The 16017-nt window shown below is 41.2% G+C and carries 16 protein-coding genes and 1 other RNA gene; 15 read left to right on the top strand and 2 right to left on the bottom strand.

Annotated elements, in window-relative coordinates; genetic code table 11:
- Positions 1 to 5: 5 nt before the first annotated feature.
- From ACFQ1M_RS06665 to ACFQ1M_RS06705, 9 genes are all read left to right on the top strand, one after another.
- Positions 6 to 329 (top strand): DNA-directed RNA polymerase subunit omega, encoded by a 324-nt coding sequence (locus tag ACFQ1M_RS06665; protein WP_386405743.1) that lies wholly within the window; start codon positions 6 to 8, stop codon positions 327 to 329.
- A gap of 4 nt (positions 330 to 333) precedes the next feature.
- Entirely contained in the window at positions 334 to 1545 is a 1212-nt protein-coding gene (coaBC, locus tag ACFQ1M_RS06670) for a bifunctional phosphopantothenoylcysteine decarboxylase/phosphopantothenate--cysteine ligase CoaBC (RefSeq protein WP_386405746.1), read from the top strand.
- Complete coding sequence (gene porD / locus ACFQ1M_RS06675) at positions 1538 to 2428, top strand: type IX secretion system protein PorD (RefSeq protein WP_386405749.1); 891 nt, start codon at positions 1538 to 1540, stop codon at positions 2426 to 2428. The genes coaBC and porD overlap by 8 nt, the downstream gene beginning before the upstream one ends.
- 83 nt (positions 2429 to 2511) lie before the next feature.
- Positions 2512 to 4164, top strand: a complete 1653-nt coding sequence (recN, locus tag ACFQ1M_RS06680; RefSeq protein ID WP_386405751.1) for a DNA repair protein RecN — start codon at positions 2512 to 2514, stop codon at positions 4162 to 4164.
- Between the two features lie 52 nt (positions 4165 to 4216).
- Complete coding sequence (locus ACFQ1M_RS06685) at positions 4217 to 5032, top strand: enoyl-ACP reductase FabI (RefSeq protein ID WP_386405754.1); 816 nt, start codon at positions 4217 to 4219, stop codon at positions 5030 to 5032.
- Positions 5033 to 5118: 86 nt separating this feature from the next.
- Positions 5119 to 6084, top strand: a complete 966-nt coding sequence (locus ACFQ1M_RS06690; RefSeq protein WP_386405757.1) for a hypothetical protein — start codon at positions 5119 to 5121, stop codon at positions 6082 to 6084.
- Positions 6081 to 6668 (top strand): dephospho-CoA kinase, encoded by a 588-nt coding sequence (gene coaE / locus ACFQ1M_RS06695; RefSeq protein ID WP_386405760.1) that lies wholly within the window; start codon positions 6081 to 6083, stop codon positions 6666 to 6668. The genes ACFQ1M_RS06690 and coaE overlap by 4 nt, the downstream gene beginning before the upstream one ends.
- An 81-nt stretch (positions 6669 to 6749) precedes the next feature.
- Positions 6750 to 8327, top strand: a complete 1578-nt coding sequence (locus ACFQ1M_RS06700) for a sensor histidine kinase (protein ID WP_386405763.1) — start codon at positions 6750 to 6752, stop codon at positions 8325 to 8327.
- A gap of 16 nt (positions 8328 to 8343) precedes the next feature.
- Entirely contained in the window at positions 8344 to 9057 is a 714-nt protein-coding gene (locus tag ACFQ1M_RS06705; protein WP_386405766.1) for a response regulator transcription factor, read from the top strand.
- Between the two features lie 210 nt (positions 9058 to 9267).
- On the opposite strand, the gene ACFQ1M_RS06710 is transcribed toward ACFQ1M_RS06705, so the two are convergent.
- The gene (locus tag ACFQ1M_RS06710; protein WP_386405769.1) at positions 9268 to 10302 is read right to left on the bottom strand and encodes a glutaminyl-peptide cyclotransferase; all 1035 of its coding nucleotides are present in this window, start codon (positions 10300 to 10302) and stop codon (positions 9268 to 9270) included.
- 88 nt (positions 10303 to 10390) lie between these two features.
- Between ACFQ1M_RS06710 and ffs the strand changes: the two genes are divergently transcribed.
- Positions 10391 to 10489, top strand: an RNA gene (gene ffs, locus ACFQ1M_RS06715) — signal recognition particle sRNA small type.
- A gap of 108 nt (positions 10490 to 10597) precedes the next feature.
- Positions 10598 to 11251, top strand: a complete 654-nt coding sequence (fsa, locus tag ACFQ1M_RS06720) for a fructose-6-phosphate aldolase (RefSeq protein ID WP_386405772.1) — start codon at positions 10598 to 10600, stop codon at positions 11249 to 11251.
- Between the two features lie 68 nt (positions 11252 to 11319).
- Here the strand turns inward: fsa and ACFQ1M_RS06725 are convergent, their stop codons facing one another.
- Complete coding sequence (locus ACFQ1M_RS06725; RefSeq protein WP_386405775.1) at positions 11320 to 12735, bottom strand: TlpA family protein disulfide reductase; 1416 nt, start codon at positions 12733 to 12735, stop codon at positions 11320 to 11322.
- A gap of 184 nt (positions 12736 to 12919) precedes the next feature.
- Here ACFQ1M_RS06725 and ACFQ1M_RS06730 point away from each other — a divergent pair, with 184 nt between their 5' ends.
- The 4 genes from ACFQ1M_RS06730 to ACFQ1M_RS06745 all read left to right on the top strand — a co-directional run bounded on the left by ACFQ1M_RS06730 (position 12920) and on the right by ACFQ1M_RS06745 (position 16015).
- Positions 12920 to 14545 (top strand): ABC-F family ATP-binding cassette domain-containing protein, encoded by a 1626-nt coding sequence (locus ACFQ1M_RS06730; protein WP_386405778.1) that lies wholly within the window; start codon positions 12920 to 12922, stop codon positions 14543 to 14545.
- A 316-nt stretch (positions 14546 to 14861) separates the two neighbouring features.
- The gene (locus ACFQ1M_RS06735) at positions 14862 to 15038 is read left to right on the top strand and encodes a hypothetical protein (protein WP_386405781.1); all 177 of its coding nucleotides are present in this window, start codon (positions 14862 to 14864) and stop codon (positions 15036 to 15038) included.
- The gene (locus tag ACFQ1M_RS06740) at positions 14974 to 15840 is read left to right on the top strand and encodes a hypothetical protein (RefSeq protein WP_386405784.1); all 867 of its coding nucleotides are present in this window, start codon (positions 14974 to 14976) and stop codon (positions 15838 to 15840) included. The genes ACFQ1M_RS06735 and ACFQ1M_RS06740 overlap by 65 nt, the downstream gene beginning before the upstream one ends.
- Positions 15830 to 16015, top strand: coding sequence for a hypothetical protein (locus ACFQ1M_RS06745; protein ID WP_386405787.1), 186 nt, complete (start codon positions 15830 to 15832; stop codon positions 16013 to 16015). Before ACFQ1M_RS06740 ends, ACFQ1M_RS06745 begins: the two co-directional genes overlap by 11 nt.
- The last annotated feature ends 2 nt before the right edge of the window (positions 16016 to 16017 follow it).

A 16017-nucleotide genomic window follows, 5' to 3' on the forward strand; every position in this document is an offset into this window, starting at 1 on the left:
CGCGCATGGACGTTAAGAATTCTAATGCCCCAGTTAGTACAACGACGATTGACAAGAACAAATTCGACAGACCGACGGATAATATTTATGAAGCTATTTCCGTAGTGTCGAAAAGAGCGACGCAGATCAATTCAGAGATCAAGAAGGAATTGCTTGAAAAGCTAGACGAATTTGCGACCTACAACGACAGCTTGGAAGAAGTATTCGAGAACAAGGAACAGATCGAAGTTTCAAAGTTCTATGAAAAATTACCAAAACCCCACGCACTAGCGGTTCAAGAGTGGTTGGAAGATAAGATCTACTACAGAAATACCGAAAAAGAAGATTAGACCCATGTCTGTGTTTAGCGGTAAGAACATCCTTCTCGGGATCACCGGTGGAATCGCCGCATACAAGACAGCTTCTTTGGTACGACTTTTTATAAAGGCAGGTGCACAGGTGCAAGTCATTTTGACACCTGCCGCTAAAGATTTCATCACACCGCTTACCTTATCCACACTTTCTAAGAGACCCGTATTGTCATCATTCATCGACGAGGAGAATGAGAATGCTGTATGGAACAACCATGTCGATCTTGGTCTTTGGGCCGATTATATGGTCATCGCTCCGGCCACGGCAAATACGCTGTCTAAAATGGTGACGGGAAATTGTGACAATTTCTTAATGGCCGTATATGCCTCGGCAAAATGCCCTGTATATTTTGCTCCTGCAATGGATCTGGACATGTACAAACATCCGTCTACAAAAGAGAATTTTGAAAAATTGGAGCGCTATGGAAATGTGATGATTCCGGCAACCAGTGGAGAATTGGCCAGTGGCTTGATCGGAGAAGGTAGAATGGCCGAACCCGAGGACATCTTAGAATTCATCTCCAAAGATATCCTTAGCAAACTTCCCTTAAGAAATAAAAAAGTGCTAATAACTGCAGGTCCGACATACGAAGCGATCGACCCTGTTCGTTTTATAGGCAACCATTCTTCTGGAAAAATGGGGTTCGAGTTGGCAAAAGAAGCCGCTAATCTTGGAGCTCAAGTATTTTTGGTGACTGGGCCAACGCATCAATTTGTTGAACATTCATCAATCGAAGTGATCCCTGTGGTAAGCGCAGAAGAAATGTACAAAGCGGCGCACGATGTCTATGATGTTGTTGATATTGCCATCTTATCTGCGGCTGTAGCAGATTATCGGCCAAAGAATGTCGCAGCGCAAAAGATCAAAAAGCATGAGGCCGCCATGCGCATCGATCTCGAGCCAACCAAGGATATTCTAGCCTCTTTTGGAGAGAAGAAAGAAAGACAATATTTAGTTGGATTTGCGTTAGAGACCGAAAACGAACTAGCGAATGCCAAGTCCAAACTCAATAAAAAGAATTTAGACGCCATCGTGCTCAATTCGTTGAAAGACAAAGGCGCAGGCTTCGGGAAAGCGACCAACAAAGTGACGATCATCGACAAGGAGCAAGGTGTGCAAGAATTTGACTTGAAAAGCAAAACTGAGGTTGCTCAAGATATATTCAAAACCATCCTAAAAAATATCAATGCGTAAATTCATCCTACTTCTTATTTTTTTTTCAGGCGCTAATATCGCCTTGGCGCAAGAATTGAATTGTACCGTCTCGGTAAATTCAGACTTTGTGAATCAGACCAATCAACAGATATTCAAGACCTTGGAGCGTGAACTTACGGACTATGTGAATAAGACCAAATGGACGGAAACCAAATACGCCACTCAAGAACGGATCAATTGCAGCATGGTCATCAACGTAAGCGAATACCAAAATGATCAATTTACGGCAACGCTTCAGGTGCAAGCGGCAAGACCGGTATATGGTTCTACCTACGAGACGCCGACCTTGAATTTTCAGGATGGCGACTTTACTTTTAGATACCTCGAGTTTCAACCGTTGGTATTCAACCCCAACACCTTCGAGTCTAATCTTACATCGGTCATTACATTCTATGTTTACATCATTTTAGGAATCGATGCAGACACCTTTCAACTCAATGGAGGGCGGGAACATTTTAACCAAGCCCAGAAGATCGCCAACTTGGCACAATCCTCTGGTTTTGGTGGGTGGAATCAAGACGGAAACTTAAGGAATCGCTATTGGCTCATCGACAATCTTAAATCGAACACCTTCAAAGAATATCATACTGTTATGTATCAATATCACAGGTATGGTCTAGACAGGATGCACGATAATCCAAAGCAGGCAAAGCAGAAGATCGCTAGTAGCTTGCGCCTATTTGACATTATCAATAATCGCAGACCAAACGCTTTCCTGATCCAGATATTCTTTGATGCCAAAAGCGATGAAATACAAGGAATTTTCTCCGATGGTCCTTCGATAAACATTGTACAAACAAAGGATATTCTCAATAGGGTAGCACCCTTCTTTGCAAGTAAATGGGAAAGTATCAAATTCTAAACAGCAGGAACTGATAATGCTTGTTTGATTATCCTGTAAACTCGCTTATATTTGATATGCTAATATAATGTATCCTTTATTCTGTGCTGACTACACTTTCTATTAAAAACTATGCGTTGATCGATGATATCAAAGTCGACTTTACCGACGGGCTCACCATCATTACAGGAGAGACGGGCGCGGGAAAGTCTATTTTGTTAGGAGGTCTTTCTCTGGTTTTGGGAAAAAGAGCTGATCTGAACAGTCTGAAGGATACATCTCGTAAATGTATTATCGAGGCCTCGTTTAGGATTGAAAATTATGTGCTAAGATCGTTCTTTGATGAGTGTGATCTGGATTATGAGGAACTCACTATCTTAAGAAGGGAGATTCTTCCCTCTGGAAAGTCCCGTGCCTTTATAAATGATACGCCCGTGACGCTCAACGTCCTAAACGAGCTTGGCGTGCAGCTTATCGATATCCACTCGCAGCATCAGACCTTAGAGCTGACGGACAATCAGTTCCAGTTCAAGGTGTTGGATGCGTTGGCCGACGTTTCGGAAGAACTGGAACGCTACAGGAGCGAAGGCAAAGCCTATAAACAACTGAAGAAGCAATTAAGGGAATTGGTATCCTTCCAACAAGAATCGATAAAAGAGCACGATTATAATACCTTTTTATTCAATGAGTTGGTCGAGGCTAAATTGCAGCCTGGGATGCTCGCCGAACTAGAGGCTGAATTTGAGACGCTGAACAACATTGAAGAGATAGGCGAAGGCCTTTCCAACGTAATGGCATTGCTCAATGAAGAGCAAATAGGGATTTTGACCAATCTAAATATGGCCAAAAATGAACTCTCAAAATTGGTGAATTACTCGATACGATATAAAGAATTATTCGAGCGTGTAAATAGCAGTCTGATTGAGCTAGATGATCTGTTTGCTGAAGTAGAGGATGCACAGGCTGGTTTGGAAGCAGATCCTTCGAGGTTGTCGGTCGTTAACGATCGGTTACAACAGATATATGCCTTGCAGAAAAAGCATGGCGTCCAGGAAATACAAGAATTGCTTCATATTCAGCATCAACTTGAAGAAAAGGTAGGGAAGGCCGAGAACATAGAAGCAGAAATTTCTGAGATGCAAGCCATGGTAGAACAAAAGGAGAACGTCCTAGATACTATTGCAGAAGATATCCATGCAAAACGGAACGCTGCGATCCCTAAGCTAAAGGCACAATTAGAGTCCATGTTGGGCGATCTTGGAATGGAAAACGCGCGTTTTAAAATTGAAGTGACCCTTCAGGATGCGTATCTTGCCAACGGAAAGGATCAATTGATATTTTTGCTTTCTGCAAACAAGGGGAGTAGTTTTGGAGAACTCAAAAAAGTTGCTTCTGGAGGCGAGCTATCGCGAATTATGTTGTCCATCAAAGCCATACTTTCGAGATATACCAATTTACCTTCCATTATCTTTGATGAAATAGACACGGGCGTTTCCGGGGTGATCTCCAATAAGATCGCGGATATTATGCTTATGATGAGTGAGACGATGCAAGTATTCTCTATCACGCACCTTCCGCAGGTTGCGGCCAAAGGGAATAGCCATTTCAAGGTCTATAAGGAAGATAAGAATGATATTACCTCTACTCATTTGAGAAAATTAAATTCAGAAGAACGTATCGTAGAGATCGCACAGATGTTAGGAGGGGAAGCCATTTCAGATGCGGCGATGGCTCATGCTAAACAACTATTGAATTAGATCTTTTTGAGCTATCTTTGACCACATAATACAATTAACTAATCAACTACACATGTCATACAATTTATTAAAAGGCAAACGAGGAATCATCTTCGGCGCACTGGACGAAAATTCGATCGCATGGAAGACGGCGGAACGCGTTCATGAGGAAGGAGGAACATTCGTTCTCACCAATGCTCCAATAGCCATGCGAATGGGGCAGATAGATGCGCTTGCCAAAAAGACCAATTCCGAGATCATCCCAGCAGACGCTACCGATCTTGATGACTTAGAGAATTTGGTACAAAAATCTATGGAGATCCTAGGAGGGAAATTGGATTTTGTTCTTCATTCCATTGGGATGTCCGTGAACGTTAGGAAAGGACGCCACTATACCGATCAGAAATATGATTGGACTACTAAAGGATGGGACGTTTCGGCGGTCTCTTTTCATAAGGTTTGTCAGACCATTTTTAAGGCCGATGCGATGAACGAATGGGGCAGCATTGTGGCCTTGACCTACATGGCTGCACAACGAACCTTTCCAGATTATAACGATATGGCGGATAATAAGGCCTATTTAGAATCTATAGCACGTAGTTTCGGATATTTCTTCGGAAAAGAGAAGAAGGTACGGGTGAACACCATTTCACAATCACCGACCCCAACGACCGCGGGTAAAGGCGTGAAAGGTTTTGATGGCTTTATCAATTACGCCGAAAAAATGTCTCCCTTAGGTAATGCCAGTGCACAAGATTGTGCCGATTATACGGTAAGTCTCTTCTCTGATCTAACCAGAAAAGTGACCATGCAAAACTTGTTTCACGATGGCGGGTTCTCCAATACCGGAGTTAGCCAAGAAGTGGTAGAAGAATTTTCAGAAGATTGATCCATTGAGCGATCGAGTCATAGGCCACTTTTAAAAGTGGCTTTTCTTTTTCGTTTCGCTACATTTGTTTCTTGAGAATCATGACTATGTTAAGACAAATATTGCGTTTCCTATTCGAGGAATTCTTGCGAAAACTGAAAATGAAGATATTCTTGATCTTCTTAGGGGTTTCGCTGATACTCTGGTTCATTACCAAGCTTTCAATGAACTATACAGGGGTGGTAAGCGCCAGAGTTCTTTATAGTCAACTAGCAGGGGATAAACTTTTGCTAAATCGCGATGACCCTGAGATCCCGTTGCTGGTTTCCACTAATGGCTACCGAATGCTGGGATATCTTTTTACACCACCAAAGGTAAAGGTAAACGCGTCTGGTGCCACACAAATACAAGGAGTAAATCATTACATCACCACTTTTGAACAATTCAATGCATTGGCACAGCAACTCCCTGGTGATGTGAAGTTGGAAAGGATCGCACTGGATTCACTTTTTTTGGATCTAGGCGTTAATAAGACAAAACGAATTCCTGTGACCTCCATGCTGGAAGTGAATTTCAAAAAAGGGTTTTCACTCTACTCAGAAATTAAACTGCAACCAGATTCCATTACAGTTTCCGGAGCGGAGAATCTCATTGATAGCTTGCAACTTCTGACGACCGAGGAGAAGCAATTACAGGAAATATCACAAGATTTCGAGGAGCCTTTGCGTTTAGATATTCCAGCCATCTACGGTGGCCTTGATTTTTCTGCGACCAGCGTGGTGGCCAAAGGAGTGGTGGATAGATTTACCGAGAAGTCTGTTGTCGTACCAATTTCTTTAAAAAATGTCCCTGAAGGGAAAGAGGTCAAGCTTTTTCCTGCCGAAGTAACGGTGCGCTACAATGTGGCCTTTCAAGACCTGGAAGCGGTCAATGTTTCACAATTTGTCATTGAATGTGATTTTGCATCGTTGAATGAAAATCAAAATTTAGTGGCAACCATAGTTTCTTCCCCAGAAAAGGCACGTATGCCAAGAATAGTGAACAATGATATAGATTATCTGATCAAACAATGATGGTAGTTGGATTAACGGGTGGCATTGGAAGTGGTAAGACCACAGTTGCTGTAATGTTCGAGAAGCTTGGCGTTCCGATATATATCGCGGATGTCGAGGCCAAGAAATTGATGAATGAAGAAGAGGATGTGAAGCATAAGGTCATCGAACTGCTTGGGCCAGAAGCCTATGTAGAGGGCGAATTGAATAGATCGTATATTGCATCCAAGGTATTTTTTGATAAAGAGCTTTTGGTTCGCTTGAACAATATTGTACATCCAGCGGTCGGCGATCATTTTGATCGATGGAAAGAGAAACAAAAGGCTCCCTACGTGATCAAGGAAGCAGCAGTCCTATTCGAAAATGATGCCTATAAATTATGTGACAAGATCATTACCGTAATGGCACCGGTAGAAGTTCGTATTTCTAGAGTTTTAGAAAGAGATGATACCACACGAGACGCGATAGAAGCACGTATTTCTAACCAATGGACAGATGAAGAAAAGACGGCACTTTCCGATTATGTGATCCACAATGTTCTCCTCGAAGATACCCAAAAACAAGTTGCGAAAATACATGCAGAACTTTTGGATTTAGTAGTATAATTCTTTCAATTTGTTAACAATTTTGTTAACCTTAGGTTAAAACCAAAACAGTCAAGCAGCTAAACCTTTAATTTTGACCAAATGAGTAAACGGTTATTCATTTCTTTAGTGGCGTTAATGAGCTTGTCGTTGATGGGAATCATCTTTGTGCAGGGTTATTGGATCAAAACGACGGTAGACAATAAGGAGGAGCAGTTTTCTATGAATGTAAATCAGGTGCTTAAATCGGTATCTGAGAAGATTAGAAAGAATGAGATCCGAGATTACTATGCCACGCTAGACAAGATGGTAGATAGTTTGAAGATACCTAAGGATTCCGTTTATACCCAAGTATTTCAGTTTATAAGCAGGGATGACCAAAACAACAAAACATACGTGTATTCTCACGGTGTTTTAGAAGAGGATTACAACATCACTGCATCGTTCTTTGACAGCTCTATAGAAGATACCGCGACAGTTAAAGATTATTCCAGTGTGGAGACCACCACGATCATCACAGAGTCTTTCGATGAAGAGATGGGGAATATGTCGATTGCGGAAAAAAATCGTAGGGTCGAAAATCTTTCGGCCTTAGATGAGGTAAAATTTGAAGCTAGCCTAGAACGCGTTGCCAAGCAAAAACCCATTCACAAACGCTTGGATAAGACCAAGCTCGAATTGATGCTGGAAAGTGAATTGTTGGACAGAGGCATTGATACTCACTATGAATATGGCGTTTATAGTAACGGCTTGGCCACAAAAGTAAAAACCACCAACTACACTCCCCAGAAAGAATCAGTTCCTTATGTGATTCCGCTTTTTGTGGATTCTCGAGGTAATAGCGACTTCGATCTGGTCGTTTTCTTTCCAAAGAAAAAGAAGTTTTTGATCTCTCAGATCATTTGGATGGCACTCTTGTCCATCATTTTTACCCTGATCATCGTTATCGCATACTCAAGCGCATTGTACCAGTTGATCAAGCAGAAACAAATTTCGGAGATCAAGACCGACTTTATCAATAATATGACGCACGAGTTTAAGACGCCCATAGCGACCATCAATCTTGCATTGGATGCCATTAAGAATCCAAAGGTGATCGATGATAAAGATAAAGTAAAGCGCTATCTCGGCATGATTCGTGATGAGAATAAGAGGATGCACGCACAGGTAGAGAACGTTCTTAGGATATCCAAACTTGAAAAAAATCAATTGGACATCGGTAAGGACAGAGTACTGATGCACGACCTAGTCAAAGAGGCCATTGCCCATGTCTCCTTGATCGTTCAAGATCGAAAGGGATATGTGAACATGCACCTCGAAGCAGAAAGAGCCGAAGTTTTGGGTAATGACATGCATCTCACCAATGTATTGGTCAATATTTTGGACAATGCTATAAAATATTCGCCAAACGCGCCCAAAATCGATGTATTTACAGAAAATGTAAAAAATCACATAGTAATAAAGGTGCAAGATCAAGGAAGCGGAATGAGTAAGGCAGCACTGAAACGCGTTTTCGAAAAATTCTATAGAGAGCATACAGGAAATATACATAACGTCAAAGGTCATGGTTTGGGATTGGCCTATGTTAAAAGAATCATTGAAGATCACCAAGGCGAAGTATATGCCGACAGTGAAAAAGATAAAGGAAGCACATTTTATATAAAGTTACCTTTGATATAAAATTTGAAAAAGAATTATGGAAACAGCTAATAAGAAAATTTTACTTGTAGAGGACGACCCAAATTTTGGGACCGTATTGAAGGATTATTTATCGATGAACGATTTTGATGTCGTTCTTGCGAAGAATGGCATGGAGGGATTTGAAAAATTCAAGAGAGACAATTATGATCTCTGTATCTTGGATGTGATGATGCCTTATAAGGATGGCTTTACCTTGGCCAAAGAGATAAGAGAACGCAATGCCGACGTGCCGATCATCTTTTTGACGGCCAAAACCATGAAAGAAGACGTGCTCAAAGGATATAAGGTTGGAGCAGATGACTATCTCAATAAGCCTTTCGACAGCGAAGTGCTGTTGTTTAAGATCAAGGCGATCATGCAGCGAAAAGCCAATGATTCTGTGGCAGACAGCAAACAATTTGAATTTCAGATAGGGAATTTCCACCTGAACAGCAAACTGCGCTTCCTTACCTATAAAGACGAAGAGCCGATAAAGCTGTCGCCGAAGGAAAACGAATTGTTACGTTTATTGGCACTACATGAAAATGATCTGATGCCTAGAGAATTGGCCTTGACCAAGATATGGAGGGACGACAATTACTTTACCTCGAGAAGTATGGACGTGTATATTGCCAAACTTCGTAAGTACCTTAAAAAGGATGATCTCGTGGAGATACTAAATATCCACGGTGAAGGATTTAGATTGGTGATCAAGAGCGAGGCGGAATAGCAATGCATTTTACATTTTATATAGAAAAAGCCTGAAATTTATCAGGCTTTTTTTATTGTGAAATGCTCTACATATGCTAAATCCTCTATTTGTAATGTAGATTTGATGTGAATCAGACCACCATACCTAGGACTTAAATCCTAGGCTAGTTTATTTTTTCTTTGCTTGCCAATGTCCAAAACTGGCAAAAGCAGTTTTCCCTTGTTAGCGCTATTCCACTACAATCTCCACCTCGAACAACTTGTCCCAGTTCTTGCCGGTGACAAAAAATGTGTTCGTATCTGGGTTGTACGCTACGCCATTCAACACATCCAAATTGTCATGCTGCGTCACTCTTTTCTTAAGGGCGCTAAAGTCTACAACCGCTTCCACCGCACCATTGGAGGGGTCTATGACGGCCACACCGTTCTTCTGCCAGATGTTGGCATAGATCTTCCCATTGGCATATTCTAGCTCGTTCACACTTTTTATCTTCGCCTTGTTGGTATAAATTTGAATAAATCCTTTTTCCACCAAGGTCTCAGGGTCCAAGGTCCATATCTTCTCGGTTCCATCCGATTTATAGATGACCTTGCCATCGTTGCACAGGCCCCAACCTTCTCTGCTCTTACCATAGGCAAAAGAAGATAGCTTTTCTAAGGTTTCTGGGTCATATACAAATCCGGTCTTCGATTGCCAGGTAAGTTGATATAGTTTATCATTGAGGATGGTGATGCCCTCACCGAAGTAGCGCTCAGATAGGGCTACTTGTTTGAGGATCTCTCCTTTGGTATGATCGATCTTTCTCAAGGAGGATCTTCCGCGTTGCCCTGTTCCTTCGTAGAGATAACCATTATAGAACTCCAGGCCTTGTGTGAAAGCATCTCGGTCGTGCGGAAATTCATTCAATACATGGAAGGTGTATATCTTAGGGGCCGTGTTCGATAGTAGTGTCACTTTTTTTGTGGTCTTTTCAACATTGCCTTCGGAAAATACCGTGGCCGTCAAGATCTTTTCTCCTAATTTTTGGTCGGTAATACTAAAGGTTTCTAGGATGCTTCTACCTTCAAGACTGAACTGTACCGAATCGATGGTCTTTCCCTTCGGATTCTTTATCTCCAGTGATACAGACTCTCCTAATTGAAAGCTGCTTTTCTTTCCCACCAGCTCAATTGTAAAACTCGATATTTTAGATTTCTTATCTCCACCACAATTGGCGAGTACGATGGTTAATATGAACAGTATGAACAGATTGAAAAACTTCATGTGAACAATTTATTTTGAGCAAGGTATTCAATAAAATTAAGACCTAAAAATCGTTGGACAAATATAAAAAGGGTCGTATCTTTGCAGTCGGCAAGTCCTACACGACCAGCTCCCTTTGAATCCCCCAGGGCGGGAACGCAGCAAGGGTATTAGGTTGTAGCGGTGCGATGTAGGTAGCTTGCCTTTTTTTGTACCCCAAACTCAGCGATTTTCTACCTTTTATTTTTCCTAGCTCCCATTTTTTTAATGTAGCTTTGTCTTCATAGAATTTTACATATAAACAACACAAAAAAGAATGAAATTTTTTATCGACACGGCAAATCTAGACCAGATCAAAGAAGCACAGGAGCTCGGGATCTTGGACGGAGTCACAACAAACCCCTCCCTAATGGCCAAAGAAGGAATTACCGGCCATGACAATATCCTTAAACATTATGTTGATATCTGCGAGATCGTCGATGGCGATGTTTCGGCAGAGGTGATCGCTACCGACTTCGAAGGCATCGTAAAAGAAGGGGAGGCCCTTGCAGAATTACATCCTCAAATCGTTGTAAAGGTGCCCATGATCAAAGATGGTGTAAAGGCGATAAAGTACTTCAGCGACCAAGGCATCAAGACCAATTGTACCTTGGTCTTCTCACTTGGCCAAGCGTTGCTAGCGGCAAAAGCAGGCGCAACCTATGTATCACCCTTCATCGGGCGATTGGACGATATTAGCACTGATGGTCTTGGACTGATCGCAGATATCCGAGAGGTATATGATAACTATGGTTTTGAAACGCAAATATTGGCCGCTTCAGTGCGTCATGCAATGCATGTGATCGAATGTGCCAAGTTAGGTTCTGATGTGATGACAGGGCCGCTTTCTTCGATCGTTGGACTTTTAAAACATCCTTTGACCGACATCGGACTAGAAAAGTTCTTGGCAGATTATAAGAAAGGAAACTAAAACAGGAGAAGCAACCGGGAAATTTTATTGATTCATAAAAAACCACTTATCGATAAGTGGTTTTTTCATTAGTATGTTTTTGCGACCATATCGTTTTCCCTAAAGACCTTTAAACGATTTAGGTCGTGAATGTTGGCAAAACCTTCAACGATCGTTCCTTGGCCATCTACAACGATGAGTTTGTTAAGGCTATTGATCACGAGGTCTTTACTCGTTTTATCATAGTCGGTAATACGTAATTGGTCTTCACCGTCCAATTGATAATCACTTAAGCCTTTTAACCAGGCACCGTGATCACCATCCAGATTAATGCCTACGAAGTCCACAGTGGGATACTGCTTTTTGTACTTTTTCACCTTTCTAAGCACATTCTTCATGTGGCGTTTCTGTTTTAGCGACCAAAAATAATAGACCGTTATTCTGTCCGAACGCATTTTGTCTAGATCCGTGATATTAGAACCAGCATTGGCAATCCGCACATAAGGTAGCTTTTGTCCAGGCTGCATGGCTCTAATGCTATGGTACAATTGATTGATCTCTTGATCGTGCTTATTACTTGTCGATGTCTTGAAAAACTTGATCAAGAAGGTCTCGTTTTGGTCGATGTCCTGATTCTCCAACATAAATTCGTAGGCAACGTATCTTAAGAGGTCATTCTTGAGGTCGTCGATCTTCAGCATGCTATCGATCAACTCCAAGCGTCTGGTATTATAATTTAGGGTGTTATCACTAGAGATCTCTTGCGCACAATGGTTATAGGCCAAATTGCTGATATGTGTTAGAAGGTATCTTCTGTAAGGCCTGAAGTAGCTAAGTTCCTTATCATTAAGATTGATATCTTTCCTGTAAGCATAAAAATCCTTAGGAATAACATCGAAATGGTCCAGACCAAGTTTATTCCTGTGAAGATATTGATACCGTTCCTTCAGACTATAATAACGACAGTCTACAGTGGCCCTTGCTATCTTTGTAGCATGATCAGAGAGGTCATTGTTTGCGACCAGATCGTTATATTTCTCTTGCTTGATGCTATAAAGAGAATCTATTTTTTTACTGAATTGATCATGAGGAAGCGAATACAATCCGTTGATGTAGCGGTCTTCCTTCTCATGCATCAAATACATATCGATAAGAAAATTATTTTTCACAGCACCTTTACCAGAAAAAACAAGGGATTCATCAAACTCAATGGTATTGAGTCTCATAAGAACACTATCCCCTTTTTCAATATGTACATATTGATATTCAGGCTCATGATAAAAATTATACAGGCCATCTTCGACAGAATCCAAGGTGATGATAAAGCGATTGTTATCATCAAGTTCTATAGAATCGACGAGATTCTCATCTTTGTATAGAAGTACAAATTTACTGTTGGGTTTAATGATATGTCCGCCAAAATAAGTAGCAGTATCATTGGAAGAACGGTTGTTGCCACAACCAATGATGAGGAGAGATAGAAGTATTCCGTATAGATATTTCATATAGTGTTGTCTCATCTCTGTGGATAAGCCAAATAATTTTTCTTTAAAACAAATCTAAACGCTTCATCCAAATACTGCTGTTAATACGCTGTTAAATTAAAGCCTAAAAAACCCATAGAATCAATCTTTTTTTAAGGCAAATGACTACTTTTGCAGCGTAATTTTAGAAGTTAAAAGAAAATAGATGCTATCAGTTAATAATCTATCCGTACAATTTGGTAAAAGAGTCCTTTTTGATGAAGTAAATGTAACCTTCACTCAAGGAAATTGCTATGGCATCATTGGGGCCAATGGCGCAGGGAAATCGACATTTCTCAAGATATTGTCAGGAAAGCAAGACCCTACGTCGGGACATGTACATTTGGAGCCAGGCAAGCGAATGTCTGTATTGGAACAAGATCACTACGCATATGACGATTTTCCGGTTCTAGAGACGGTGATCATGGGAAACAAGACACTCTACAGTATTAAAAAGGAGATCGATGCCTTGTATGCCGACTATTCTGATGAGAATGCCGAGAAGATAGGGGAGTTGCAAGTGCAGTTCGAAGAGATGGATGGATGGAATGCCGATAGCGAAGCGGCGGCACTGCTTTCCAATTTGGGAATAAAGGAAGATCTTCATTATACCAATGTTGGTGACCTTGATAGCAAACAGAAGGTCCGTGTTCTTTTAGCGCAGGCTCTATTTGGAAACCCGGATGTGCTGATCATGGATGAGCCCACCAACGACCTGGATTATGAGACCATCACTTGGCTAGAGAATTTTTTGGCGAATTATGACAATACAGTCATTGTCGTGTCACACGACCGTCACTTCTTGGATGCGGTTTGTACACATATCTCCGATATCGACTTTGGAAAGATCAATCATTTCTCTGGTAATTATACCTTTTGGTACGAAAGCAGTCAGTTAGCGGCCAGACAGCGGGCGCAGCAAAACAAAAAGGCCGAGGAGAAAAAGAAGGAACTACAAGAATTCATCGCACGATTTAGCGCGAATGTGGCGAAGTCCAAACAGGCCACGGCGAGAAAGAAGATGATCGAAAAGTTGAATGTCGAAGAGATCCGACCTTCTAGCCGCCGTTATCCTGCGATCATCTTTGAAAGGGAAAGAGAAGCTGGAGACCAAATACTAAATGTGGAGGGGTTGACCGCCTCCGTGGATGGCGACCTGCTCTTCAAGGATGTTGATATCAACTTGAACAAAGGAGATAAGGTTGTGGTCTTCTCTAAAGATTCAAGAGCGACGACCGCATTCTACCAGATCCTCAACGGCAAACAGGAGGCTGACGCTGGAAAATATTCTTGGGGTGTTACCACCACACAATCCTATTTGCCGGTTGACAATTCTGAGTTTTTTGAGAATGATCTGACGCTTGTCGATTGGTTGAGACAATGGGCTACCACCGAAGAAGAGCGCGAAGAGGTGTATGTTAGAGGATTTTTAGGGAAAATGATCTTCAGTGGAGAAGAAGCCTTAAAGACGTCTCGTGTATTAAGTGGGGGTGAAAAAGTTCGTTGCATGCTCAGCAGGATGATGATGCTTCGTGCAAATGTGCTCATGCTCGATGAGCCCACCAACCACTTGGATCTGGAATCGATCACCGCTTTTAACAACTCGCTAAAGAACTTCAAGGGGACGGTGTTGCTTACCACGCATGACCATGAGTTTGCGCAAACCGTGGGAAATAGAGTGATAGAGTTGACGCCTTCTGGTGTGATCGACCGATATGCGACTTTTGATGAGTATATGAATGATGCTAAGATCAAAGAACTGAGAGAAAAGATGTATTCCGTAACGGTTTGATCGAGATGTATTCGTCCTTTTAAGGATATGGCAAGGTCACTTATATAGTTGACCATAAATGAAAATATTCTAAATTTCTGTTTTTCAGTTACTTAGTCTTTTTATTCTTTTACTTCATCGAAAAAAGACCATGGTAACACCTTCATTTTTAAGAAAAATTCTATATTTATAAGGAACAGTCAGGTAGCTTTTTCAGACATTTTGAAAAAGCCACTTATATAAGAATTGCTGTTTTTGTCAAGGACATGATATTTTTTTGGTTGTGATTACTTAACTTTAAGGGAACTTAAATTAGTAACCATTTAACCTTATTATCATGAAATTACAAAAATTGTTGTTCGGAATCGTAATATTTTTAATGTCATTCAATGTATTAGTATCGTGTACTGATACAGCAGATGACGATTATCAAGACCAAATAGAGCTCTATGGAACAGATAAAGAGAACATCGATCCCACTAAACAAGGAGGCCAAGGAGGGGAAGACGAGTAAGATCAATTTTATCTCGTTTTTTATTGTTTTCGTTGCTATACTAGGAACAACAGCGCCTTTTGTGCAGATGCTGTTCAGTGACAAGTCTGACGCATTGGAGAAAGCTGAAAATGTTTACCAAATAGAAAAGGAAGAGCGAAAGCAGTTGCGTGAAGCTCTTTCTTTAAAAATAGATGATTTAAGGGAGGGCTATGTCTTGAATAAGGAAGACGTAGCTCTCTTTAATTCCTATAAGGAACAAGAGTTGACTACCTCTTTCGTATATAAGGAATTGCAACAGGCGAGAGTTGATAATAGGATATTTGGATTTATTAATATTCAGGCGTTCTTATTTTCTCTTGGCCTTCCAATATCACTACTGTTCTGCACTATCTTACTTATTCGGGCGGCTTCATATATTGGATTTCGTTCTAGGAGCAGGGATGTGCGGAAGATCAAATTCAGTTTTATCTTGGGAGCACTTGCCTTTTTGTTCACCTCCATCTATTTTATCACTTGGAGCTTGTGGGATGCCCAAGATTTCAATAAAACAGCCTACTATGTTTCGATAGTGTCACTGTCGATCGTGATCTCTGTGGCGGTGGTCTATTACTTCAACGGCATCAAAACAAGCATTGCCAAGCTTTCCTCCATATCTTCCAAACTTCCTGTACTGAAGAGGGATGTGGGAATGGTGACCAATATAGCGAACATCATGCCCGAGAAGGACGATACCGTTGTTTTCAAAGCGATGTTAGACTTTACCGGCGAAGACCTTAATAGAAAGTTAGAGGAGGTAGAACACGAGCTCAATGACGAATAAGAAATTGGACATCGCACAACTTTTAGCTGAACGAAAGATCAGCGAAGAATACCACGAGTCCGATGCCCTAAAGATCTTCTTAGAACTAGAGCAAAAACGAATCGCGGAAAAATTGCATTTTGATGAACTCAAAAAGGCAATGAAAGCGATCAGAGATAGCCAAAAGGATAAATGACC

It is taken from the genome of Sungkyunkwania multivorans (assembly GCF_042675645.1).
Classification (GTDB): domain Bacteria; phylum Bacteroidota; class Bacteroidia; order Flavobacteriales; family Flavobacteriaceae; genus Sungkyunkwania; species Sungkyunkwania multivorans.

Coding starts and splice junctions, on each gene's coding strand:
- ACFQ1M_RS06665 (WP_386405743.1), top strand. CDS start 6: ATGGACGTTAAGAATTCTAATGCCCCAGTTAGTACAACGACGATTGAC.
- coaBC (WP_386405746.1), top strand. CDS start 334: ATGTCTGTGTTTAGCGGTAAGAACATCCTTCTCGGGATCACCGGTGGA.
- porD (WP_386405749.1), top strand. CDS start 1,538: ATGCGTAAATTCATCCTACTTCTTATTTTTTTTTCAGGCGCTAATATC.
- ACFQ1M_RS06685 (WP_386405754.1), top strand. CDS start 4,217: ATGTCATACAATTTATTAAAAGGCAAACGAGGAATCATCTTCGGCGCA.
- ACFQ1M_RS06690 (WP_386405757.1), top strand. CDS start 5,119: ATGTTAAGACAAATATTGCGTTTCCTATTCGAGGAATTCTTGCGAAAA.
- coaE (WP_386405760.1), top strand. CDS start 6,081: ATGATGGTAGTTGGATTAACGGGTGGCATTGGAAGTGGTAAGACCACA.
- ACFQ1M_RS06700 (WP_386405763.1), top strand. CDS start 6,750: ATGAGTAAACGGTTATTCATTTCTTTAGTGGCGTTAATGAGCTTGTCG.
- ACFQ1M_RS06705 (WP_386405766.1), top strand. CDS start 8,344: ATGGAAACAGCTAATAAGAAAATTTTACTTGTAGAGGACGACCCAAAT.
- ACFQ1M_RS06710 (WP_386405769.1), bottom strand. CDS start 10,302: ATGAAGTTTTTCAATCTGTTCATACTGTTCATATTAACCATCGTACTC.
- fsa (WP_386405772.1), top strand. CDS start 10,598: ATGAAATTTTTTATCGACACGGCAAATCTAGACCAGATCAAAGAAGCA.
- ACFQ1M_RS06725 (WP_386405775.1), bottom strand. CDS start 12,735: ATGAAATATCTATACGGAATACTTCTATCTCTCCTCATCATTGGTTGT.
- ACFQ1M_RS06730 (WP_386405778.1), top strand. CDS start 12,920: ATGCTATCAGTTAATAATCTATCCGTACAATTTGGTAAAAGAGTCCTT.
- ACFQ1M_RS06735 (WP_386405781.1), top strand. CDS start 14,862: ATGAAATTACAAAAATTGTTGTTCGGAATCGTAATATTTTTAATGTCA.
- ACFQ1M_RS06740 (WP_386405784.1), top strand. CDS start 14,974: ATGGAACAGATAAAGAGAACATCGATCCCACTAAACAAGGAGGCCAAG.
- ACFQ1M_RS06745 (WP_386405787.1), top strand. CDS start 15,830: ATGACGAATAAGAAATTGGACATCGCACAACTTTTAGCTGAACGAAAG.